The sequence below is a fragment of the Nocardia nova NBRC 15556 genome (assembly GCF_001613005.1).
In the GTDB taxonomy this organism is placed as follows: domain Bacteria; phylum Actinomycetota; class Actinomycetes; order Mycobacteriales; family Mycobacteriaceae; genus Nocardia; species Nocardia nova.
This window is the reverse complement of record NZ_BDBN01000049.1, coordinates 29,042-50,982: the sequence shown is the minus strand read 5'-3', so window position 1 is coordinate 50,982 and position 21,941 is coordinate 29,042. Positions and strand designations below refer to the sequence as shown.

At 69.5% G+C, this 21,941-nt stretch carries 22 protein-coding genes; 11 read left to right on the top strand and 11 right to left on the bottom strand.

Annotated features, from left to right (window positions below):
- The first annotated feature begins 46 nt into the window (after positions 1-46).
- A complete protein-coding gene (locus NN2_RS20140; RefSeq protein ID WP_218022040.1) occupies positions 47-1,084 on the top strand; it encodes a quinone oxidoreductase family protein in 1,038 nt (345 codons plus the stop codon).
- 297 nt (positions 1,085-1,381) lie between these two features.
- Here NN2_RS20140 and NN2_RS20135 read toward each other — a convergent pair whose 3' ends face one another.
- Entirely contained in the window at positions 1,382-1,963 is a 582-nt protein-coding gene (locus NN2_RS20135; RefSeq protein ID WP_063015467.1) for a TetR/AcrR family transcriptional regulator, read from the bottom strand.
- Between the two features lie 99 nt (positions 1,964-2,062).
- On the opposite strand from NN2_RS20135, the gene NN2_RS20130 reads away from it, so the two are divergent.
- Positions 2,063-3,028 (top strand): NADP-dependent oxidoreductase, encoded by a 966-nt coding sequence (locus NN2_RS20130; RefSeq protein ID WP_245658785.1) that lies wholly within the window; start codon positions 2,063-2,065, stop codon positions 3,026-3,028.
- Positions 3,029-3,249: 221 nt separating this feature from the next.
- Positions 3,250-3,651, top strand: coding sequence for a hypothetical protein (locus NN2_RS20125; protein WP_063015465.1), 402 nt, complete (start codon positions 3,250-3,252; stop codon positions 3,649-3,651).
- A 132-nt stretch (positions 3,652-3,783) separates the two neighbouring features.
- Here NN2_RS20125 and NN2_RS20120 read toward each other — a convergent pair whose 3' ends face one another.
- The gene (locus tag NN2_RS20120; RefSeq protein ID WP_063015464.1) at positions 3,784-4,806 is read right to left on the bottom strand and encodes an NADP-dependent oxidoreductase; all 1,023 of its coding nucleotides are present in this window, start codon (positions 4,804-4,806) and stop codon (positions 3,784-3,786) included.
- A gap of 253 nt (positions 4,807-5,059) precedes the next feature.
- Here NN2_RS20120 and NN2_RS20115 point away from each other — a divergent pair, with 253 nt between their 5' ends.
- Positions 5,060-6,175, top strand: coding sequence for an aminotransferase class I/II-fold pyridoxal phosphate-dependent enzyme (locus tag NN2_RS20115; RefSeq protein ID WP_063015463.1), 1,116 nt, complete (start codon positions 5,060-5,062; stop codon positions 6,173-6,175).
- 19 nt (positions 6,176-6,194) lie between these two features.
- Here the strand turns inward: NN2_RS20115 and NN2_RS20110 are convergent, their stop codons facing one another.
- Both NN2_RS20110 and NN2_RS20105 read right to left on the bottom strand, forming a co-directional pair.
- Positions 6,195-6,866, bottom strand: a complete 672-nt coding sequence (locus NN2_RS20110; protein WP_063015462.1) for a TIGR04282 family arsenosugar biosynthesis glycosyltransferase — start codon at positions 6,864-6,866, stop codon at positions 6,195-6,197.
- Positions 6,863-7,525: a glycosyltransferase family 2 protein gene (locus NN2_RS20105; RefSeq protein ID WP_227462922.1), complete on the bottom strand. Its 663-nt coding sequence runs from the start codon at positions 7,523-7,525 to the stop codon at positions 6,863-6,865. Before NN2_RS20105 ends, NN2_RS20110 begins: the two co-directional genes overlap by 4 nt.
- 113 nt (positions 7,526-7,638) lie before the next feature.
- Between NN2_RS20105 and NN2_RS37275 the strand changes: the two genes are divergently transcribed.
- Genes NN2_RS37275 through NN2_RS20090 form a run of 3 tightly spaced genes read left to right on the top strand, consistent with a single transcriptional unit; the run spans position 7,639 to position 10,806 of the window.
- Positions 7,639-9,045: a hypothetical protein gene (locus tag NN2_RS37275; RefSeq protein ID WP_439955859.1), complete on the top strand. Its 1,407-nt coding sequence runs from the start codon at positions 7,639-7,641 to the stop codon at positions 9,043-9,045.
- Between the two features lie 5 nt (positions 9,046-9,050).
- Entirely contained in the window at positions 9,051-9,740 is a 690-nt protein-coding gene (locus NN2_RS37270) for a response regulator transcription factor (RefSeq protein WP_063015477.1), read from the top strand.
- A complete protein-coding gene (locus tag NN2_RS20090) occupies positions 9,730-10,806 on the top strand; it encodes a sensor histidine kinase (RefSeq protein WP_082857128.1) in 1,077 nt (358 codons plus the stop codon). Before NN2_RS37270 ends, NN2_RS20090 begins: the two co-directional genes overlap by 11 nt.
- Before the next feature lie 9 nt (positions 10,807-10,815).
- On the opposite strand, the gene NN2_RS20085 is transcribed toward NN2_RS20090, so the two are convergent.
- Together NN2_RS20085 and NN2_RS20080 are read right to left on the bottom strand one after the other, a co-directional pair.
- Positions 10,816-11,880 carry an NAD-dependent epimerase/dehydratase family protein gene (locus NN2_RS20085; RefSeq protein WP_063015460.1) on the bottom strand — a complete coding sequence of 355 codons (1,065 nt, stop codon included), beginning with the start codon at positions 11,878-11,880 and terminating at the stop codon, positions 10,816-10,818.
- A 172-nt stretch (positions 11,881-12,052) separates the two neighbouring features.
- Positions 12,053-12,538, bottom strand: coding sequence for a MarR family winged helix-turn-helix transcriptional regulator (locus NN2_RS20080; protein ID WP_197516560.1), 486 nt, complete (start codon positions 12,536-12,538; stop codon positions 12,053-12,055).
- Between the two features lie 224 nt (positions 12,539-12,762).
- On the opposite strand from NN2_RS20080, the gene NN2_RS20075 reads away from it, so the two are divergent.
- On the top strand, positions 12,763-14,370 hold the full coding sequence (locus tag NN2_RS20075) for a carboxylesterase/lipase family protein (protein ID WP_082857126.1): 1,608 nt from the start codon (positions 12,763-12,765) through the stop codon (positions 14,368-14,370).
- Between the two features lie 23 nt (positions 14,371-14,393).
- Here the strand turns inward: NN2_RS20075 and NN2_RS20070 are convergent, their stop codons facing one another.
- Positions 14,394-15,875 (bottom strand): amidase, encoded by a 1,482-nt coding sequence (locus NN2_RS20070; protein ID WP_063015458.1) that lies wholly within the window; start codon positions 15,873-15,875, stop codon positions 14,394-14,396.
- Positions 15,876-16,200: 325 nt separating this feature from the next.
- Between NN2_RS20070 and NN2_RS20065 the strand changes: the two genes are divergently transcribed.
- Positions 16,201-16,674, top strand: a complete 474-nt coding sequence (locus NN2_RS20065) for an NUDIX hydrolase (RefSeq protein WP_063910817.1) — start codon at positions 16,201-16,203, stop codon at positions 16,672-16,674.
- Between the two features lie 37 nt (positions 16,675-16,711).
- On the opposite strand, the gene NN2_RS20060 is transcribed toward NN2_RS20065, so the two are convergent.
- Positions 16,712-17,584, bottom strand: coding sequence for an SDR family oxidoreductase (locus NN2_RS20060; protein WP_174554994.1), 873 nt, complete (start codon positions 17,582-17,584; stop codon positions 16,712-16,714).
- A gap of 31 nt (positions 17,585-17,615) precedes the next feature.
- Here NN2_RS20060 and NN2_RS20055 point away from each other — a divergent pair, with 31 nt between their 5' ends.
- Positions 17,616-18,044, top strand: a complete 429-nt coding sequence (locus NN2_RS20055) for an acyl-CoA-like ligand-binding transcription factor (protein ID WP_156511379.1) — start codon at positions 17,616-17,618, stop codon at positions 18,042-18,044.
- Between the two features lie 16 nt (positions 18,045-18,060).
- Here the strand turns inward: NN2_RS20055 and cbiE are convergent, their stop codons facing one another.
- On the bottom strand, positions 18,061-19,356 hold the full coding sequence (gene cbiE, locus NN2_RS20050; protein WP_082857124.1) for a precorrin-6y C5,15-methyltransferase (decarboxylating) subunit CbiE: 1,296 nt from the start codon (positions 19,354-19,356) through the stop codon (positions 18,061-18,063).
- A 121-nt stretch (positions 19,357-19,477) separates the two neighbouring features.
- On the bottom strand, positions 19,478-20,233 hold the full coding sequence (dprE2, locus tag NN2_RS20045; protein WP_174554995.1) for a decaprenylphospho-beta-D-erythro-pentofuranosid-2-ulose 2-reductase: 756 nt from the start codon (positions 20,231-20,233) through the stop codon (positions 19,478-19,480).
- 43 nt (positions 20,234-20,276) lie between these two features.
- Between dprE2 and NN2_RS20040 the strand changes: the two genes are divergently transcribed.
- Entirely contained in the window at positions 20,277-20,687 is a 411-nt protein-coding gene (locus NN2_RS20040; RefSeq protein WP_063015455.1) for a TIGR03618 family F420-dependent PPOX class oxidoreductase, read from the top strand.
- 57 nt (positions 20,688-20,744) lie between these two features.
- On the opposite strand, the gene NN2_RS20035 is transcribed toward NN2_RS20040, so the two are convergent.
- Positions 20,745-21,872 carry a M24 family metallopeptidase gene (locus tag NN2_RS20035; protein ID WP_063015454.1) on the bottom strand — a complete coding sequence of 376 codons (1,128 nt, stop codon included), beginning with the start codon at positions 21,870-21,872 and terminating at the stop codon, positions 20,745-20,747.
- Between the last annotated feature and the right edge of the window lie 69 nt (positions 21,873-21,941).

Below are 21,941 nucleotides of genomic sequence, written 5' to 3'. Positions count from 1 at the left end.
GTGGCCGCGCTCGGCGGCTCGGTCGCCAGGAATGTACCTCCGCGGCGTGGGGTTGATTCCCATCGCGATCGACGGCAGTGAAGTATTGGGAGTGACGATGCGAGCCCTGGTGATGACCGCCCCCGGCGGTGCGGAGAAGTCGGAGATCCGCGAGGTGGACCCGCCGCGACCCGCAGCGGGCGAGGTGACCATCGACGTTGCCTACGCGGGCGTGAACTTCATGGACGTGATGGCTCGCCGAGGCGATGCGGGCTACGCCTCGTCGTGGCCCTACCGCCCCGGATTGGAAATCGCGGGCACTGTGCGCGAAGTGGGTGCCGAAGTCACCGGACCGGCCGTCGGCGATCGGGTCGCGGCCGTCGCGCTCGGCGGCGGAGGTTTTGCCGAGATCGCCACGGCGCGAGCGGAACTCACCGTCCCGGTACCGGACGCTGTCCCGTTGAGCTCGGCCGCCGCCACCCCACTCGGCCTGGCGACCGCTCTGCTGCTGCTCACCGAGGCCGGCCGCTTCACCGCCGGGGATACGGTTCTGGTGCATTCCGCCGCCGGCGGTATCGGCGGCGCGGTGGCACAACTGGTGCCGCTGCTCGGTGGCGGCCGCCTCCTGGGCACAGTGAGCCGCGCCGGCCGGTCGGTGCCCGGCTACGACACCGTCCTCGTCCGCGGCGACGGCCTGGCCGAGGAGATCCGCGCGGCGACCGATGGCCGCGGAGTGGACCTCGTGCTCGACCCGCTCGGCACCGAGGCACTCGATCTGGATCTCGAGGTCACCCGCCCCACCGGCCGAATTGTCTTGTTCGGCAACGCAGGTGGCGGCGCACCCGCCCCGCTCCCGCCCTTCGGTCGCCTGCTTGGCGGCAACCTCACCCTGACCGGTTTCAGCCACCGCGGCCTCGTCGCCGGTGCGCCGGCGAAGGTCGCCGCCGCTACCCGCCGGGTGCTGGACTACCTCGCCGAGGGCACACTGTCGCTCCCGGTCACCGAACTGGCGTCGCTGGACGAGGTGATTGCCGGACACGACCTGCTGGAATCCGGACAGGGTGTGGGCAAATACGTCGCCCGCATCGGTTCTGCGTCGACGTAGGTGCACAGCGGAGTCAACGCCGTGCCGGCTCGGATATGGCGCGCAGGAAAACGATTGTGCGAGAGCGCAATCCGCTACGTCGTCGCCTGATCAGCTCGTCAGCCGGCGGATCGAGCGGGCCGAGCGGCACGGCGCGGGTTCATATTCGCACGGAACTCGAAGTCACGCCGCGTCGCACGCGGGCGGGGCGACGCGAAACAGTCTGGGCGGGTTGACCTTCCGCTTGCGCGACGGTGCCGTCGGCCCTGCGCCCGGTCACGCGGGATTAATTGGCCGGTCGACCGTCCCCACCCGGGCTCAGGCCGGCTGGGCGGCGGGGCGGAGGCCGTCCATCAGGAGGTTCAGTAGCCGGCTCGCCATGGCTTCATGGGTGGGCCTCGGGGTGACGGTGAAGATTCCGACGAGCATGGCGGCGATGTCTTCGGCGGTGGCGTCGCAGCGAAGGTCGCCCGCCGCGTGGCCGGCGTCGAGAATCATGGTGATGGCCGCCAGTAGCTCGGTTCGGGTTTGGGCGTGGGCGATCTCGCCCGCCTCGATCATCGCCACCAGCGTGTCGAGCATCCCGTTCTTGGTCGCGATCCAGTCGCCGAACAAGTCCATCCACTGCCGCATCGCCGCGGCCGGGGGCAGTTGGCCGAGCAGTTCGCGGGCTCCGGTCGTCAGCCGCACGACCTGACCCCGGTAGACCGCGTCGACCAGCGACTCGCGGGTCGGGAAGTGCCGGTAGAGCGTGCCGATGCCGACGCCGGCCTCGCGCGCGATCGCACGCAGCGACGCGTCGGACTCACCCGAGGCGAACATGCGGGTCGCCACCCCGAGCAACTGGTCACGGTTACGGGTTGCGTCCGCGCGGGGCGCGCGCGTCTCCGATTCACTCAAAGCGGATCACGCTCCGTTTATGCTACGGTCGTTCATGTAAGCGGAGCATAGTCCGTTTCAGTGCGTTCTTCGGTCCGGACGAGACCTTCCCTCGGCCCGATGAGAGAGGCATACATGCACGAACACAGCGATCGACGGCTGACGGGCAGGGCGGTCCGGCTCGAGTCGTTCGGCAGCCCCGAAGTTCTGGAAGTCCGTGAGATTCCGGCTCCGTCGGCCGGTCCGGGGCAGGTTCGCGTGCGGGTCACCGCGGCCGGCCTGAACCCGATGGATTGGAAGATGATCGTCGACGCCGACACTGCCGCCCGGTTCGGTTTGAGCCTTCCGGCGGGATTCGGGACCGATTACGCGGGAGTGGTCGACCAGGTCGGCGAGGGGGTGAGCGGCTTCGCGCCCGGCGAACGGGTGTTCGGGGCTGCCCTCTCCCGCGCGGTCGCCGACTTCGTGGTGGTCGACGCGGGCGGAGCGATCGCGGCGAACGAGGCCTATCGCACCCCGGACGAGGTCGACGATCGCACCGCCGCCACCCTTGTGATCGCCGGCCGCACGGCATCGGCGGCTCTCGCCGTGGTCAATCCCGGCCCGGGAGACACGGTGCTGATCGGCGGTGCGGGAGGCGGAGTCGGCGTGTTCGCTGTCCAACTGGCCCGGCTGGCGGGAGCGCGTGTGATCGGGACGGGATCGGCGACATCGGCCGATTTCCTGCGTGATCTCGGAGCCGAGCCGGTCATCTACGGCGACGGCCTGGCCGACCGGGTCCGCGCCCTCGCCCCCGGCGGTGTCACCGCCGCCCTCGACCTGCACGGGACCGAAACAGTGGACGCCGCAAGGGATCTCGGCGTCCCCGACAGCCGAATCAGCCTCATCGCCACACAAGTCGACGGCGTAACGTCGGCCAACGGCGCCACCGCCGCACCCGGTGCGGTGGACGAGTTGGCCCGCTCGGTCGCGGCCGGACAACTCCGGGTGCCGATCGCGGCGAGCTTCCCCATCGAGCAGATCCGCCGCGCGGCCGAACTGCAAGCCGGAGGGCATGTGCGGGGCAAGGTCGTCATCGACCTCTAGATCCAGTGCCGGCCGCGGCTCGGACCACCGTGCCCTGGACGATGCGATTCAGGCCCCTTCGGTCAGCGGCGCGTACAGCCCACCTGTCCGGTGTCAGCGTCGGTGTCAGAACGGCATCAGGGCCCTGTCAGCGGCACCGGACAAAGTAAGTCCATCGAACAGGCCGAGCCCCACCGAGACCGGTAGGGCAACCGCCACAACATCTTTCGAAGGAGTACGCCATGTCCACCGCCCTCGTTGCGACCAAGCAGGACCAGCTCACCGTGCGCACCGCCGCCTACGGCGCGGTCTCTCTGCTCGCCGCTACTTCCGACAAGCCCCACAAGGCCGCCACCGCGGGCTCGGTGGCGCTGATGTCGGCGACCGGACCCGTCGGACATCTGCTGGCTGCGAAGTCCAAGGACATCACGTTGCGCGGAAAGTCCGTCGCCGAACTCGCCGACCAGGTACTGCCCGCGCTGACCACCGCGGTGACGGTGCTTGCCCAGCAGGATCCCGCGCAGGCCGACGACTTCCGCACCACCGTCGAAATGGCGCTCGAGGCCGCTGCGGCTCACGGCCGCCCCAGCCCCGTGACCTCCGAAATGATCCGCAAGATAACCGCGGCCATGCACACCGCGTAGAGACTGCACGCACCGTCGTCGGGCCGAGTTCCATCGCGCGGATGGGTCTCGGCCCGACGGCCTTCGAATAATCCGTGGCCTGACGTAGGCCCACCTTCCGGAGCGGCCTCGCGGTCCTCGGCGGTCGATAGGTCAGGACTCCACGATGTCGACCAACTGCTTACCGAGATTGCCGCCCTCGAAGACAGCGCGCAGTGCACCGGGAGCGGATTCCAAGCCGATACTCACGGTTTCGGCGATGGTGAGTTCGCCCCGGTCGTGCCAGTCGCCCAGCGCCGCGAACGCCTCGGGAAAGCGGTCGAGATAGTCGAGGAAGATGAACCCTTCCATGCGTGCCCGGCGCATGGCCAGCTGCATGTAGTTCCGCGGCCCGTACTGCGGGTCCGCGCCGCTGTACCCGGAAGAGATCGCACCGGCCAGAACGACACGAGCGCCGTGCGCCAAGTGCGCCAGACCATGCTCGAGAACGCGGCCGCCGACGCCGTCGAAGAAGACGTCGACACCGTCCGGGGCCAGGCGGGACAAACCGGCCGAGACGTCGTCGTTCTTGTAATCGATGGCGGCATGCAGGCCCGCACGGTCGGTGATCCAGGTGCATTTGGCCGGACCGCCTGCGATGCCGATGACAGTGCAGCCCAAGGCTTTCGCTATCTGTCCCGCAATCGATCCGGTCACACCGGCCGCAGCCGACACCAGCACCGTCCGGCCCGGCTCGGGCCGGCCGATATCCGTCATACCGAAGTACGCGGTCAAGCCGGGCGCTCCGAACAGGCTCAGCATCAGCGTCGGGGCGACACCGTCGGGCACCACGTTCAGCCCGAACAAACCCCCGTCGGACGCGACGACGTAATCCTGCCAGCCGACCATACCGGCGACCCAGCTGCCCTCCGGATAGCTCGCGGTGTTCGAGCGCACCACCTGCCCTACCCCGCTCCCCCGCATCACCGTGCCGACCGGAACCGCATCGATGTAGTTGTCCGAATCGTTGAGCCATCCACGCTGAGTGGGATCGATACCCAGTCGATGCACCCTGACCAAGGCCTCCCCAGGCCCCGGCACCGGAATCGGAGCGCTTCCGAGCTCGAAATCACCCTCCCGCAACTCCCCTTCGGGCCGCCTCCGCAGAATCCACTGCCGGTTCACCGTATCCGCCACCGGGCGATGCTAAATCACACACATCACAACCTTCGAACCATTTTCCGCCGCGACCGGCAGGCACGGGTTCGACTACTACCCCGTCCCGACGAGACGAGATCATGACGTCATTGTTTCGTCATCGCATCGAGGGGCACCTCACCCTCCGAGTGCGCGATGATCTTCGGGGCGCCCGCTCATCAGGCTGTGGCGGCGGGCACCGACCAGGCAGGGCGAATCACACCGACGAGCGCGACCTACCGAGGAGACCGAGGTGGCAACAGTCGCCGAACGCGTGCAGCAACATATCGGCCGCGGCCACGCGGCGCAGATGCGAGAAGCCCGGATGTTTCTTCGTGGCCCCGGCACCGCCGCCACCGACATCGGACTGTCGACGAGCGACTATCTGGCGCTGTCCGGCGACAGGCGGATCACAGCCGCCATGAGCGAGGCGCTGCTCACCCCGATCGAGCCCGAACCCGGTCCTCTGGCGCGTCGCCTGGCCGACTACACATACAGCGCTACGGCGGTGGTGTGCCAATCCGGCTGGGCGGCCAATATCGGGTTGTTGCAAGCCATTGCGGCGCCCGGCATTCCGATACATGTCGGGGAGAACACACACATGTCCTGGCGACAGGCGGCCCTGGCCGCGGCCGCGCCGCTGCACACCTTCGGGGACAACGACCCCGCCCGGCTGGCGGCGCAGATCCGCGCCCACGGCCCCGGCATCATCGCTGTCGACGCGATCGACAACACCACCGGCACACCCAGCCCCCTGGCGGCACTGTGCGACGTGGCCGACGAGACCGGTTCTCTGCTCGTGGTCGACGAATCGCACTCGCTGGGCGTCGTCGGCCCGCACGGTGCGGGTGCCGTGGTCGCGCTCGAGCTCACCCGGCGCGTGCCGTTTCGCACCGCCAGCCTGGCCAAGGCGTTCGTCGGCCGGGCCGGGCTGGTGACCGCGCTCGACCCCGAGTTCGCACCCTATTTCGATTCGGTGTCCTACCCTGCGATCTTCTCCTCGGGCCTGCGATCCCACGACATCGCCGGGCTGTCCGCGACCCTGGAGGTGATCCGAGCCGAGGACGGACGCCGCGCCCGGCTGCGCGAGATCGCCCATACCGTCCGAAAAGCGCTCGCCCGCACAGGTTTCGAGATGGCGGGAGTCGACAGCCACATCATCGCCGTTCCCGCCGGAACCGAAGCCGACGGTCGCGCGGTGCGCGCGATCCTGGAAGCACACGGTGTCCTCGGCGCGCCGTTCTGTCCGCCCGCCACCCCTGCGGGCAGGTCGCTGATCCGGCTGTCGCTGCACGCCGCCCTCACCGCCGAGCAGATCGGGCGAATCATCACCGCGTGCGAAGAGGTCCATGCCGTATACGGCGGGTGACCTCGGCCGCGCTCGGCGCTCATGCGTGCGGAGCCGTCACCGATCCGGCCGCCGCCGCGAACAGGCCCTGGCAGCCCGCTGCGACCTCGGCGATATCGGAGTACAGATCGACATCGTGGAGTTCCCGCAGCATATCGACGCGACAGCCGTTGCGCAGCAATGCCTCCCGAGTGAGCGCACCGGTTCGATCGGTGGACATCGGCACCTCCGCGAGGACTCGTGCCGGGCGCACGTCACACAGCCCCAGCGCCCACCAGCCGCCGTCGGCCGCCGGCCCCAGCACCGCATCCGGGCCGGCCAGCAGCCGAGCCCCGCATTCGGCCAGCAGCGCCGGCCCTGCCTGCGGGGTGTCCATCCCGATCTGCAGAACGGGCAGCCCGAATCGCGCCGCGTCGGCGTGCGCATTCGCCAGGCGCACACCGAAACCGTCGCCGCGCTGCGGGACCACATCGAAATCGCGCAGGGCCGAACCTATTTCGCGTGCGCGGCAGGCTCGCTCCAGATCGCCGGTCCACGCGACCACGCCTCGCGCCGCGCCGCAGTCGCGCGCCGCGGCCAGGGTGTCCAGGAGCGCGGCGGCGGCCAGATCCGCCGCCTCGGCCGGAGCCAGCGGCGGGGTCAGCCGGGTCTTGGCGAATCCGGCGACCGGCGCCTTCGCCACCACCAGCAGCGTCAATGGCAGAACAGTCATCGCACACTCCAGAAGTCGCGGGCGGCACGTACCGTCCCGATTACCGAACCGGACACTTTCGACACACCGTGGGTGCGCGGCCGATAGGTGACATCACGTTCGACCACCTTCCACCCGGCCCGCGCCGCGCCGGCCAGCAGGGCCAGCGGATATCCCGACCGGGGATGCAGCGGGCCCAGTGCCACCAGCTCGGAGCGACGGATCACGCGCATCGCGGCCAGATCGTGCACGGGCAGCCCGTAATGGCGCCGCAACCAGTGCGCCAGCAGCCAATTGCCCAGGCGCGCATGCCACGGCCAGGCGCCCCGGACCGGGCGGCGGCGCCCGGCCACCATGGTCACATCGGGGCCCAATTCGGCCACCAGCAGCGGCAATTCGTCGGGCGCCATCGAACCGTCGCCGTCGAGCACCGCCACCAGTTCGGTTGTGGCGGCCGCGATCCCGGCTTGGACCGCACTGCCGTAGCCCGGGACGGATTCGACGACCACCGTCGCGCCCGCGGCACGCGCCACCGCGGCGGTGTCATCGGTCGAACCGTTGTCCACGACGACGACCCGATACTCCGTCGGGACCGCCGCCAGGACGCCCGGTAGCGCGTCGGCCTCGTTCCGGCAGGGAATCACCACGGTCAGCTCTCCACTGGCTTCGACTGGGGTCACGTGTCGACCGTAAGGCCGATCGGACGAAAAACAGCTGGTGACACAGGTGACGAAAGTATGACGGCACGATCGCGTGCGCGCCGCGTCGCACCGACGGGACCTACGGTGAACGGGTGAGCGATACCCGCAGCAGCACCGCATCGCAGACACGGCGAGTATCGGGCGTGCGCGCCGATATCGCCTGCGCTGCAGCAGCGACGATCCTGGTGGCGGCCGCCTTCCTCGTGCCGAGGATCAGCACACCGCACTATCGCGAATCGCTCTACGCCGCGGCGGCGCCGATCTTCGGCTCCTGGCTTCCACATATCGGCTGGGGTACGGGCCCCGCGATCGTGATCGCCTTCGCCGTGGTGCTCTACGGCCCCCGGCTCGCCGCCACGCTCACCTGGCGACGGCTGCTGCCGGCCACTTGGGTGACCGCACTCGCGTGGGCGTTCTCCCTCGCCATGGTCGACGGGTGGCAGCGCGGATTCGCCGGCCGGCTCACGACGATGCACGAGTATCTGCACGAGGTCGGCGGAGTGCACGACATTCCGGCGATGCTGCGCGGATTCTCCGCCCGCATCCTGGACTATCAGCCCGATTCGTGGACCACGCACGTGTCCGGTCATCCACCGGGCGCACTGCTGGTGTTCGTCTGGATGGACCGGATCGGGTTGGGCGGCGGCGCATGGGCTTCCACGCTGTGCGTGGTAGTCGGCTGCAGCGCGTCGATGGCCGTGCTGGTGGCGATGCGGGCGTTGGGCGCGGAAAGCAGGGCGCGGGCGGCCGCACCGTATCTCGCCCTCGCGCCCGCGGCGATCTGGCTGGCGGTCTCGGCGGACGCGTTCTTCGCCGGAGTGGTCGCCTGGGCGGTGGCCGCGCTCGCGGTAGGACTCGGCGGCGCGCGGCCACGTCCGCTGATCCTGTTCGTCTCCGGGATGCTGTTCGGATTCGGCATCTATCTCAACTACGGACTGGTTCTGATGGCCGTCCCGGCCGCGGCGGTGGCACTGCTGCGCGGTGTGCGAGCGGTGTGGCCCGCGGTGCTGGGCGCGCTGGCGGTCGTCGCCGCCTTCACGCTGTCGGGCTTCTGGTGGCTGGAGGGTTATCACCTGGTGGTGCAGCGCTACTACCAGGGCATCGCGACGACGCGTCCCGCGTCCTACTGGATCTGGGGAAATCTGGCGGCGACGGTGTGTGCGATCGGATTGGCGTCTGCCGCTGCGCTGCATCGGCTTCCGGGTGCGCTGCACCTTCCCGCACCCACGCAGATCCGCGCCGCCCCCGCGGCGGCGCTCGCGCGCTGGCGTGCCCGCGCGGACCCGGCGGCGCTGCTGGCTCTGGCCGCGCTGACCGGTCTTCTGCTCGCCGATCTCAGCGGCCTGAGCAAGGCCGAGACCGAGCGGATCTGGCTGCCGTTCGACATCTGGGTGATCGGCGGAACCGCCTTCCTGCCGGCGCACACCGCGCGCGCCTGGCTGACCGTCCAGGCCGTCGGCACCCTGGTGCTCGCCCACCTCGTTCTCACGAATTGGTGAGCGCGGTGCGCATTTTGATCGCCGATGACGATCCCGTCGTGCGTGAGGTGGTCCGCCGCTACCTCGAACGCGACGGCATGGAGGTCACCGAAGCCGCCGACGGCGTACAGGCGGAACGCGCCCTCGACGGCGGTGACATCGATCTGGCCGTTCTCGACGTGATGATGCCCGCGCCCGACGGCATCGAGTTGTGCCGGTCGGTGCGCGAGGGCGAGCATCCCGAGACACCGATCATCATGCTCACGGCCCTCGGCGAGGAGGAGGATCGCGTGCTCGGGCTGACAGCGGGCGCCGACGACTACCTGACCAAGCCGTTCAGTCCGCGCGAGCTGGCGCTGCGGGTGGCGTCGGTGCTGCGCCGCACCCACGGACCGGCGCCGACGGCCGGTGTACTGCGCAGCGGCGAGATCCGCCTGCGGCCGGCGGCCCGGACGGTGGATATCGCCGGGCGGCCGGTATCGCTGACGGCACGCGAATTCGACCTGTTGTCTTTCCTGCTGGCCAATCAGCGGCGCGTGTTCAGCCGGACGGAACTGCTCGCGCAGGTGTGGGGCTGGGATTTCGGCGACCAGTCGACGGTGACGGTGCACGTCAAACGCTTGCGTGCCAAACTCGGCGATACCCACCGGATCGAGACGGTGTGGGGGCGGGGCTACGCCTGGGGTATCGGGACAGGAGTCGATCGTGCCGAATGATGTTGCGGGACTGGTCGGATGGGCACTGGCCGGGTCGGTGCCGGTCGTCGCGCTCGGAGCGGTGCTGCTGCGCGCCTTTCGCAATCGGGCCCTCGGGCTGTCGATGGTGATTCTGGTGCTGATCCCGACGCTGGCCACCCTCAGCGGTTTCATCGCCGTCAGCGGTCTGATGTTCAGCGACGCGCTGGCCAAGATGTCGGTGGTCCTCGTCGTGGTCACGGCGGTGACCGTGCCCGCGGCGGTCGTCCTGGGCCGGGCGCAGGCACGGCAGCTGGTCTGGGAGAAACAGATGCTCGATCAGGAGCGCGCCGCCGAGGCGTCGCGGCGCGAACTGGTGGCGTGGGTCAGCCACGATCTGCGCACGCCGCTGGCCGGGATCCGGGCGATGGGCGAGGCGCTCGCCGACGGCGTGGTCGCGCAGACCGGAGATGTCGAGCGCTACGGCAGGCAGGTGGTGCGTGAGACCACGCGATTGTCGGGCATGGTCGACGACCTGTTCGAGATGTCGAAGATCAACGCCGGAGCCCTGCGCCTGCACCTGGAACCACTGGATCTGCGCGAACTCATCGACGAGGTGGTCGCCGCCACCGAGCCGGCCGCCGGGCGTGCGGGAGTGAAACTGTCTGCCCGGCAACCGGATTCGGCGATCACCGTGGCCGGCAGCGACCAGGCGCTGACCCGGGTGCTGACCAACCTCGTGGCCAATGCGATCGCGCACACCCCGCCGGGCGGATGTATCGACATCTCGGCCGGGGTCGCACACGCCGGCGCCTGGGTGCGCATCGACGACACCGGTCCCGGCATCGCCGAGGCGGATCTCCCCCGCATTTTCGAGGCCGGATATCGCGGCACCGCCGCGCGCTCGCCCGCGGCCGAGGGCGGAGGTAGCGGTATGGGCCTGGCGATCGCCGCCGGTCTGGTGTCGGTCCACCACGGCGAAATCAGCGCGTCGAACCGGGAACGAGGCGCTCGCTTCGACATTCGGCTGCCACTGCTCGGCGGTGCCGGCCGTGCCGCGGTGTCGCCGCCCGCTCACGAGCGCGGGTTGTCGATCTCGTCGTCCTGAGCGTCGCCGTCAGTGCCGCCACTGCGGCGCCCCCGCACCGGCGGCGGCCCGCAACGGAGCGGTGGCGAAGTCGGTGAGCCCCTGCGTGGGATCGATCGCCGCGGTGAAGCCCAGCAGTTCGCGGGCCCGATCCGGTCCCGCGACGATATGCCGCACATCGCCCGGCCGGAACTCGCCGGTCACCACCGGCTCGGGGCCGCCCTGGGCACGGGCGAGGATCGCGGCCACCGCGCCGATGCTGATCGGATGTCCCGATGCGATATTCAGCGCCGTGAACCGGTCCAACGGCTGTTCCACGGCCCGCCGGTTGGCGTCGGCGATATCGGTCACGTGCACGAAGTCGCGCATCTGGGCGCCGTCCTCGAATACGCGCGGCGCCGCCCCCGCCTCGAGCGCCGAGCGGAAGATCGCGGCCACACCGGAATACGGTGTATCCCTGGGCATCTCGGGTCCGTAGACGTTGTGGTAGCGCAGTGCGGTCACCGTCGAGCCGGTGGCCGTGGCCCACGCCGCGGCATAGTTCTCCTGCGCGAGTTTGCTGGCGGCATACAGGCTGCGCGGGTCCAGTGTCGCATCCTCCGGCACCGGCGCCCAGTGCAGTGGCGCACCGGTGTCGGGGTGGCGATGATCGAATACACCGCGCTCGAGGTCTGCGCGCCGACGTGGCAACGGGGTCACCGCCACGGAATCGGCTGTGCGATAACGCCCTTCGCCGTACACCACCATCGACGATGCCAGCACCAGCCTGCGGCAACCGGCCCGATCCATCGCTGCCAGCAGTACCGCCGTTCCCAGATCGTTGTGACTGGCGTAGGCGGGCGCATCCTGAACGGTCACCCCCGCACCCACCACCGCGGCCTGATGGCACACCACATCGATTCCCGGCAGCACACGGTCGAGCGCGTCCTGGTCGCGCACGTCGAAGCGATGCAGCCCGTCCGGCGGCCGGGCCTCGACGCCGTGCGCCGCACTGAGCATCGCATCGACCGCCACCACCTCGTGCCCCGCATCGGTCAACGCGCGCCACACATGAGATCCGATAAACCCGGCCGCTCCGGTCAGCAGAATCCGCATACCGAGATTCTGGCCACGGTCGCGGCGCGATGCGGGGACGCGGCGCCACCGGTAAGCAAACCGTCACAATTCGAAGCGACTCTCGGCCATCGCGAATCCGCGCCCGCAGCCGTGCGGATGGGGCGGCCTCATCGAACGCGCCTTCCGACGAAATCTCCGGGCGGCGACACCGTCACCGTGACCCCGGCTGACCGCTGAGCTCCGCGAGCAGCCGCCGCAATGCGGGGACCGCCGATTCCACCGCCCGGCGATCGGCGGCGGAGAGCCGGGCCAGCGTTTCGCGCAGCATCGCCGCGCTCGCGCGGTCGTACCGATCCAGCAGCTCGCGCGCCCGCGCCGACGCGACGAGCATCGCCCCACGCCCGTCCCCCGGTGTCGGCAGCCGCTCGACGAGGTCGTCCGCGGTCATGGTGCGCAGCAGATTGCTGATGGTGGACTGTGCCACGTTCAATTCGGCGGCCGCCCGGCTCGGCGCGACTCCGCCCGTCGCCACCAGGAGCCGGAGCAGTTCGATCTGCGCTTCGGGGAGATCCGGCAGATCCTCGGCGGCTCGCGTGCGACGCAGGACCGCCCGGCGCAGCGGTCCGAGCAACGCGCTGAGTTGGGCGTCCACCGGCACCCGCGAGACCGGATCCGTTGGTGAGGCCGAGGTTTCCACCCCCATATTCTGCCCGCACGGCCGGTACGGACCCGGCGGAAAGGATAAGTGGGGGACGCGACATACTTGGTTCTGCATTGAAAGTATCTTCGAATATCACTGCCGCGCAACCGAAAACGCATACGTGCGCGACAACCCTGGCTTTCACGAAAACGGTGCGCGCGGCGAAGACGCCCGCCTACAGTACTTTTGCTGCAAAATTAAATGGAGTCAGGGAGCTTCACATGCCGATCCGCACTGCCCCTCGCACCCGAGCGCCGTGGCTGTCCTCGATACTGATCAGCGTCGCCGCGGTAGCGATGGCGGTGGTGACACCGACCGCCCACGCCGCACCGGACGCCGGTTCGGAGCCGGTTGTCGGTGTCACCGGCGGGCAGATTCGCGGCGTACGCGCCGATGGTGTCGTTCGATATCTCGGGGTGCCGTTCGCGCAAGCCGCCCGGTTCGCGCCACCGCAGCCCGCACCGCCCTGGCCGGGTGTCCGCCCGGCGGTCGCCCACGGACCGCAATGCCCGCAGTCGTCTCCCGTGCCCGGAGTGGTGTTGCAGCCGTCGAGCGAAGACTGCCTCAGTATCGACCTCTACGTGCCCGAACACCCCGCCGGCACCGCGCTGCCGGTGATGGTGTGGCTCTACGGCGGCGCGTTCGTCCTCGGATCCAATGCCCAATACGACTCCCCCGCCCGCCTGGTCCGCGACGGACAGGTCATCGTGGCGGTCCCGAACTATCGCGTCGGGCCCTTCGGCTTTCTGGCCCTGCCCGAACTGGCCGCCGAAAATGGCGGCGCGACAGGGACATACGGCACCCTCGATCAGCAGGCCGCGCTGCGCTGGATTCACGACAATGCGACAGCCTTCGGCGGAGATCCCGGCAACGTCACGCTGTTCGGTGAATCCGCCGGCGGCATGAGCGTCTGCACCCAACTCGCCTCCCCGACAGCGCGCGGCCTCTACGCCAAAGCCATCGTCGAAAGCGGTTCGTGCGCACGAAGTCCGCTCGCACCACCCACCCCGCAGGTTGCCTATCAGCGATCCGGCGACTACGCATCCAGCCTGGGCTGCGCCGACCCCGCCACCCGGTTGGCCTGCCTGCGCACATTGCCCGTCGATCGGCTCCTCGACTCTCCGACCACGCAACTGAACACCATGGCCGTCACGTGGACACCCATCCGCGACGGGGTCGTGGTGACCGACACGCCCGAGAACGCCCTGGCGGGCGGCGCGGCGCGTGACATCCCACTGATTGTGGGCAGCAATGCCGACGAGGGCGCGACCTTCATCGCACTGCTCGACTACGGACACGGAACCACGCCCTCGGCAACCGATTACACGCAGTGGACCCGAGAACTGTTCGGCGATAGCGCCGATCGCGTACTCCAGCGCTACCCGATCTCGGCGTATCCCACGCCCGCGGCCGCCAAGGAACGCGTGCTCACCGACGGATTCTTCGCCTGCCCGGCACAATTCACCGCCGAGACCGCCCGCCGCGGCGGCGCGCAGGTGTGGCGGTACCAGTTCAACGACGCACCCCTGCCACCCAATCCGCTACTGCCGGGCGCGTTCCACGGCGCCGAGGTCCCCTACGTCTTCTCCTCGCTCATGGGCCTGCCCATTCCGTTGCCGCCCGCGGCCGACCGGCTTTCGCGCGATATTCAGGACAGCTGGGCGCAATTCGCCCACACCGGAAATCCCGAAACACCGGCCCTGACCCCGTGGCCCCATGCCGCCGCCGACACCACCCTCGAGCTCGGCAGCGACCGCATCGGGCCCGCCGGCACCTTCGCCGCACAGCACCACTGCGACCTGTGGGCCGGTATCGATCACATCGGATAGCAGGCGACCGCTGCGCGCCGGTTTCAGCTCTGGAGCCGGCTCCGTTCGGCGACCTTGTCGAACCACGGCGCCGCCTGCTCGACCTGGGCGGCGATCTTGATCAGTGTCGATTCTCCGCCCAATGGGGCCACGAGTTGGACCCCCAGGGGAAGTCCGTCGGCGGTCCAGTGCAGCGGCAGGGAGATCGCTGGTCTGCCGGTGATATTGGCGAGCTGGGTGTAGGGCACCCAGCTCAGGTTACTGTTGATCAAGTCGTCGACGATCGAGGTGTGCTTGAGCAGGCCGGCGGTACGGGTCTTGAGAATCGCGTCGGTCACGCGTTGGAGCGACTTCGGCAATTCGAACTCCCCGATCTTGGGCGGCGGGGTGGCCATCGTGGGCGTCAGCAGCAGATCGTGGGCCCGGAAGTACTCGGTCAGTCGACGCGCATGGCCGTGCCGGGCCTCGACGGCGGCGACGTACTCCGGGCCTCGGGTCGCATTGCCCAACGCCGCCATGACCAGGGTGTCGCGTTCGAACCCCTCGTTGCCGCAGCCGGAGATGCGGCGCGCGTCGGCGACCTCGTAGGCGATGTAGACGAACCAGGTGAGCAAGAACTCACCGGCCAGGGCAGCGTCGTCGAACGGTGCCTCTTCCAGGATTTCCACCTGGTGACCCAGCTCGGTCAGTACTCGCGTTGCCGCCTCGACCGCCGCGTAGGCCTCGGGGTCGGGTTCGGGCGTAATGGCTGTCGGGATCCGCACGCCGATCCGGAGCCGGCCGGGATCCTGGCCTACCGCGTCGCGGTAGGGCCCGGCCACCGCCGGCTGAAACGGACCCCACGATTCTCCGCCGGCGATGACATCGAGCATCCCGGCGGTGTCGCGGACCGAGCGTGTGACGACCCCTTGAACAGCGGCACCGTGCATGAGTTCTCCGGTCGCCGGCCCCATGGGGGTCACCCCGCGTCCCGGTTTCAGACCCACGAGCCCGCAGCAACCGGCCGGAATCCGGATCGAACCGCCGCCGTCGTTCGCACCGGCGGCGGGAACGATGCCCGCCGCGACCGCCGCCGCGGAACCGCCCGACGACCCACCCGGCGTTCGCGACAGGTCCCACGGATTTCGGGTCGGTCCCCAGAGCTCGGGCTCGGTGATCGCCTTGGCGCCGAACTCGGGCATGTTCGTCTTGCCGAAGATCATCAGGCCGGCGTCGAGCCACCGCTGAACGATCGTCGCGTGCTCGGTCGCCGCAGTCGTGCGCAACGACCGCGATCCCTGCGAGGACGGGAGCCCGGCGTAATCCATTCCGAGATCCTTGATGAGGAACGGGACACCGGCGAAGGCTCCCGTGCGCTCCGCGTCGGCCGAGCACGGGACGTCGGCGATGATCGCGTTGATCCGCGGGTTCACCTCGGCGGCGCGTTCCCGGGCTGATGCCAGCAGTTCGGCGGCCGTGACCTCCTTCTTCGCGACCAGTTCCGCGAGACCGGTGGCGTCGTGTCGGCGGTACTCCTCGAAATTCACCTGCGCTCCTGTTTTCGCTCGACCGGTCACACCACGCGCGCGAGTTCCAGCGTCCTCTCGAACTCTACGACGAGGGACCCACGCCCGGAGCAATACCGATGGTTCATCGAATCCGTCCTTCCGAACGGCTTGTCCCGGGTCGAGACCGCCCCGTGGCCCTCGGACGGGAACCCGAGCGCGCCGAAGGCACCGACCACGCGAACGGTTCGGCCGTGACGCACCAAGGCGACCGAATCCGCCCTTCGCGCATTGCTTCCGGTCTACCGTAATAATGGGTCGTCTTGTACTGCCCGTGTGGTGCACCGATCGAGGGTTGGTGAGTCGGATGATCTCTACATCCATGCTCGACGAACTGTACGAAAGCGCGGAAAAGGACGGTGTCGCACTACGAATCGGCACGATCATCGATCGCGGCGGGGAGGTTCTGCTGCTGGAACGTGACGACAGCGGCCCCATCAAGGCCACCCTCAAACTTCCCGGCACCACCGTCGAACCCGGCGAACCGCTGGACGCGGCCGTGGCCCGCGGCGTCGCCACCGAGACCGGGCTGAACGTCACCCGAATCCGTTGCCACGTAGGTTCTTTCGACTATCTCTCGCCCGGCGGAAAACCGGTCCGCCGCCTGCACTTCGCCGTCGACGTGGCCGCCACGTACCCCATCCGCCTGTCCGTGCACAGTGCCTACACCTGGGCGCCACTGGGCAGCGACCTGCGCGTGACTCCCTCCATTCGCCGCATCCTCGAGGACTACCGCAAACTCGCCGAGGCTCGAACCCCCTTGTCGGAAACCTTGGGATGAGGATGGCCTCGCCGTCTCCCCGGTTCACACAGACGGGTCAGCTGTGCTCGTGCGCACCGTGCGGCAGCCACACACGGTCGGCCCGGATGCTCGCCTCCGGGGTGAAATAGTCCCCGGTCCGCAGGTCGTCGAGCAATGTCGCGTGGTGAGGCTTCCACCCCAGCAGCGCTCGGGTGTGGTCGCTGGAGACCGGGACGTCGAGGGAGAAGAATCGGGCCAGGAAGGGGTTCCCGAGATGCGCGGCGGCCTGGTCGAGTGTCAGGGAAGCGGTGGGGATGTCGAGCATGTGCGCGATCTGCTCCGCGACACTTCTGATCGTGACAGCGCTTTCGCCGACGTCGTGGAGCACGCTGCCGGCGGGAGCCTTCTCGAGGGCCAACCGGAACAAGACCGCGGCGTCGGCGCGGTGGACCGCCGGCCACCGATTTGCGCCCTCGCCGATGTAGGCCGAGACTCCTGACCTGCGCGCGGCCGCGACGAGAGCCGGAATGAACCCGTAGTCGCCGGGGCCGTGCACGGTCGGCGCGAGTCGTACCACGCCGGCCCGCACCCCGCACTCGGCAAAGCTCAAACAGGTCTGCTCGCCCGCAATGCGGAATGCGGCGACCGAATCGGGGTCCGGCGCCTCCTGCTCGGTGCTGACCCGCCCGGCCCTGGTCACCAGAGTGCCCGAGGTGCTGACAGGGGGCTTGCCGGAGCCGGCCAGCGCCTGCCCGAGTGCTTCGATCGCGCCGCAGTCGCGGCGAATGAGGTCATCCGGATCTGCGTAGTCGCCCCCGTAAGCCATGTGCAAGACGCCGTCGGCGGCTGCCGCGCCGCTCCGCAGACTGTCGAGGTCGTCCAGGGAGCCCGGATGCGGTGTGGCACCCAATGATTCGAGCCGGTCCGCGGCGGCCTTCGAGCGCGCCATGTTCTTCCGGCACTTCCCTGACAAACGTGAGGTGCTCTTCGACGGCGAAGCCGACCTGCGGACCACTCTGATGCAGGCGATCGCCGAAGCACCTCAGGGCCTGAGCCCGTTCGAGGTACTGCTGTGCGCATTCCGGAAATCCGCCCGGAATCTGGAACGCAACCGCCCGTTCTCCGATCCCCGATGGAAAGTCATCGGGGCGACCCCGGCGCTGCGCGAGCGCGAGCTGGCCAAACACGCGTGGCTCACCGAGGCCGTGGCGGAGGCTCTGCGACACCGTGGCATCGACGCCGGTCCGGCCGACCTGGCCGCCCGAACCGGCTGGGCCGCTTATCAATACGCGGTTCACGCCTGGATCGACGACCCCGCCGACGGTCTGGACGCGCATCTCTGCCGCGCCTTCCACGATCTGCGCAGCCTCTGCGCCGAAGCACCGATACGGGCAGGCTCCGAACACTGACCAGCGCCGCGCTTCGCTATTCAGGCGATACGGACCGATCGGGCGGCTTGACTGCGATCCACTGCGCGACCGGTAGGTGCGGGCGCCAGGCCGTGAATCCGCCGAGCGGCTCACCACGGTAGATCTGGAATTTCCGCAGTTCACCGCCGTGTGTCGCGGCCCAGCGCAGCAGCAGCGCCTCGGATTCCGCGGTCACGGCGTTGGCGACCAGCCGTCCCCCTGGCCGCAGCCGGTCCCAGCATGTCGCGAACAGTCCGTCCTGAGTGAGGCCGCCGCCGAGGAAAATCGCGTCCGGCGCCGGATCACCGGCCGCGGGCAGATCGGCGGGCGCCTCGCCGCGCACGACGATCGCGGGCACTCCGAGCGCCGCGGCATTGGCGGCGATCTGGTCGCGCCGCGCGGCACTGCGCTCGAATGTGATTGCGCGGCAGTCGGGATGGGTTCGGCACCATTCGATCGCGATGGTGCCCGACCCGCCGCCCACATCCCAGAGCAATTCGCCGGGCGCGGGGGCGAGCGCGGCGATCGACAGGGTGCGGACCTCCGCCTTCGTCAGCTGTCCGTCGCCGCCGTAGGAGGCATCGGGCAGTCCCGGAAGCCGGGTGAGCCGGGGTGCGGCCGGATCACGGACCGCCTCGACGGCGACGATGTTCAGCGGGTCCCCGGGCGGCCGCGACCACTGCGCCGCCGTGGCGGCGACGACCCGCTCGGCGGGACCACCGAGCTGCTCCAGCACGGTCAATCGCGATTCACCGAAACCGTTGCACCGCAACAGTTCCGCCACTTGCGCCGGAGAATGTTCGTCGGCGCTGAGCACCAGCAAGCGCCGGCCGTCGGCGAGAGCCGGCAGAACCGTCTCCAGGGGGCGGCCGACGATGCTCACCACCGGCGTGTGCGCACTCGCCCAGCCCAGTCGCGCACAGGCCAGCGTGGCCGAGGACGGCTGCGGGTAGACCCGGATCGCTTGCGGGCCGAGCAGGTTCGCCAGCGTGACGCCGATGCCGTAGAACATCGGATCACCGCTGGCGAGTACGCAGATACGCGAACCGCGATGCGCGGCCAGCAGTTCCGGCAACGCGGGCAGCAGCGGTGTCGGCCAGGCCCGGCGCTGCGCGATGCTCGCGTCGGCGGGGATCAGATCCAGCTGGCGGCGCGATCCGAAAAGCACCTGGGCCGCGGCGATCTCGTCACGCACGCGCGGGCTCAACCCCGGCCAGCCGTCGGCGCCGATGCCCACCACCGCGATGAGGCGATCGTTCTCCGGTGCGTTCTGCGTGTCTCCCGTTGCGAGAGTGTGTTTTTCGCCTGTCATATCGTCACCGCACGCCGTCGCGGCACTGGCCCGACCCGCCGACCTCTGCCGTGCACGCGGGCAACCGCCCTGTCGTGCTTGTGGCGCAGCGGTTCTGCCGCGCTGCGGGTGAGCTCGCGCATCAGCGGGGCATCCGGCGCCAGACGGCCCGCGGTACCCATCGGGCCACAGCGAAGGCGAATCGCAATGTGCGTGGTACCCAGACTTCGCCCGCGCGCCCGTGCAAGGCGGTGACCACCGCGTCGGCCACCTGCTGCGGTGTACTCGACAGGGGCGCCGGGCTCATGCCCTCGGTCATCCGCCCGATCACGAAACCCGGCCGGACGAGCAACAGGTGAACGCCACTGCCGTGCAACGCGTCCGACAGTCCCGAGGCGAATCCGTCCAGCCCCGCCTTGCCCGATCCGTAGACGTAGTTGGCCCGCCGCACCCGCACCCCGGCGACCGAACTGAACACCACCAGCTGCCCGCTGCCCTGGGCGCGCAGCAGATTCGCCAGCACCGTCAGCAGATTCACCTGCGCGACGAAGTCGGTGTGCAGTATCGCGACTGCCGCGGCCGGATCCTGTTCGGCGCGGGCCTGGTCGCCCAGTACCCCGAAGGCCAGGATCGCCACCCCGATACGGCCGTGGTCGGCGGCCAGTTTCTCCAGCAGCGGCTGATGGCCGGACAGGTCGTCGGCGTCGAACTCCACCGGATGGACCGCACGGGCGCCCGCCGCGCGCAGCATCGCGGCCTCCTCCCCCAGCCGATCGCTGCGGCGCGCCGCGAGCACGACCTCGCGGTCCGCGCAGATCCGGCGGACGACCTCGAGTCCCATCTCGCTGCGCCCGCCGAACAGTACGATCACCCCGTCGTCGACCTCACGCACACCCATGGCGCATAGTCTGCCATCGGCGCCGGTTGCTAGCGTCGCAGCCATGACGAGTACCGCGGCCGCACGCATCGACCTGTCTCCCAGCGCGCTGGAATTCGTGACCGAACGGCATCTGGCCACGCTCACCACGCTGCGTGCGGACGGTACACCGCACGTGGTCGCGGTCGGCTTCACCTGGGATCCCGAGGCCGGCATCGCGCGGGTGATCACCAGCGGTCCCAGCATCAAGGCGCGCAACGCGGACCGGCGCGGATACGCCGCGCTGAGCCAGGTCGACGGCCCGCGCTGGCTCACCCTCGAGGGCCCGGCCGAGGTCTGGACCGAACGCGATCAAGTCGCCGAGGCCGAAGCTCGCTACGCCGAGCGCTACCGCACCCCGCGGGAGAACCCGCAGCGCGTGGTCATCGCGGTGCGCGTCGCGCGGGTGTTGTCGAGCAGCACCCTGCGCGGCTGAGTTCTCCGCGCCGGGTTCTCCGCGCCGGGGCTCAGCGGTGCCTGTACTCGTTCGACCTCACAGCACCGTGAGACCGTGCGGACGCCGGTTCACCGATTCGCCGCCGTCTTCGGTGACCACCACGATGTCCTCGATCCGGGCGCCCCATTCGCCGCCGAAGTAGATGCCCGGCTCGATGCTGAACGCCATCCCCTCCCGCAGCACGGTCTCGTTGCCCGCCACGATGTAGGGCTCCTCGTGCACCGACAGCCCGATGCCGTGGCCGGTGCGGTGAATGAACGCCTCGCCGAAACCCGCCTCGGACAACAGGTTCCGGGCCGCGGCGTCGACCGATTCGGCGGTGACGCCCGGTCGCACGGCAGCCACCGCGGCGGCCTGTGCGCGTTCGAGTGCGGCGTAGCGCTCGGCGATCTCCGGATCGGGCTCCCCCAGCACGTAGGTGCGGGTGGAATCGGAGAAATACCCCGGTTCGACGGGGCCGCCGATATCGATGACCACCACGTCACCGGCTTCGATGATCCGGTCGGAATGGCTGTGGTGCGGGTTGGCGCCGTTGGGTCCGCTGCCGACGATGACGAAATCGGCGCGGTCGTGTCCCTCCTCGACGATCGCGGCGGTGATGTCGGCGGCGACCTCGGCCTCGGTGCGGCCCGGCTGCAACCACTCACCCATCCGGGCATGGACCCGATCGATGGCCGCACCCGCGCGGCGCAAGGCATCGATCTCGGCGGCATCCTTGATCATCCGCAACTCGCGGATGATCGGGGTCGCCGACACCGGCAGTGCCGTCAGCGCGTCCGCGATCGGAAGCAGATGCAGGGCGGGCATGGCATCGTCGACCGCGACTCGCGCGCCCGCGTTCAGCGTCGATTTCACGACCCCGTACGGGTCCACGCCGTCCACCCACGGCACCATGTGCAATCCGAGTTCACCGGCCGCCGAGCCGTCCAGCGCGGAGAGCTCCAGCTTCGGCACGACCACCGACGGGGTTTCGCCGCTGGCCGGGACGACCAGGCAGGTGAGCCGCTCGAAGGATTGCGCGGCCGATCCCAGCAGATATCGCAGATCCGGTCCGGGCGTGATCAGCAGCGCGTCCAGATGTGCCGCGCGGGTCAGCTCCGCCGCCCGCTCCAGCCGCTTGCCGTAGATCTCGGCACCGAATCGTGACTCCGTATGCGCGCTCATGCGATACGACGTTACCCGCCGCGCCGGACACGGTCCGGGCGATCACGACGTTCGCGACCGGGTCGTGGC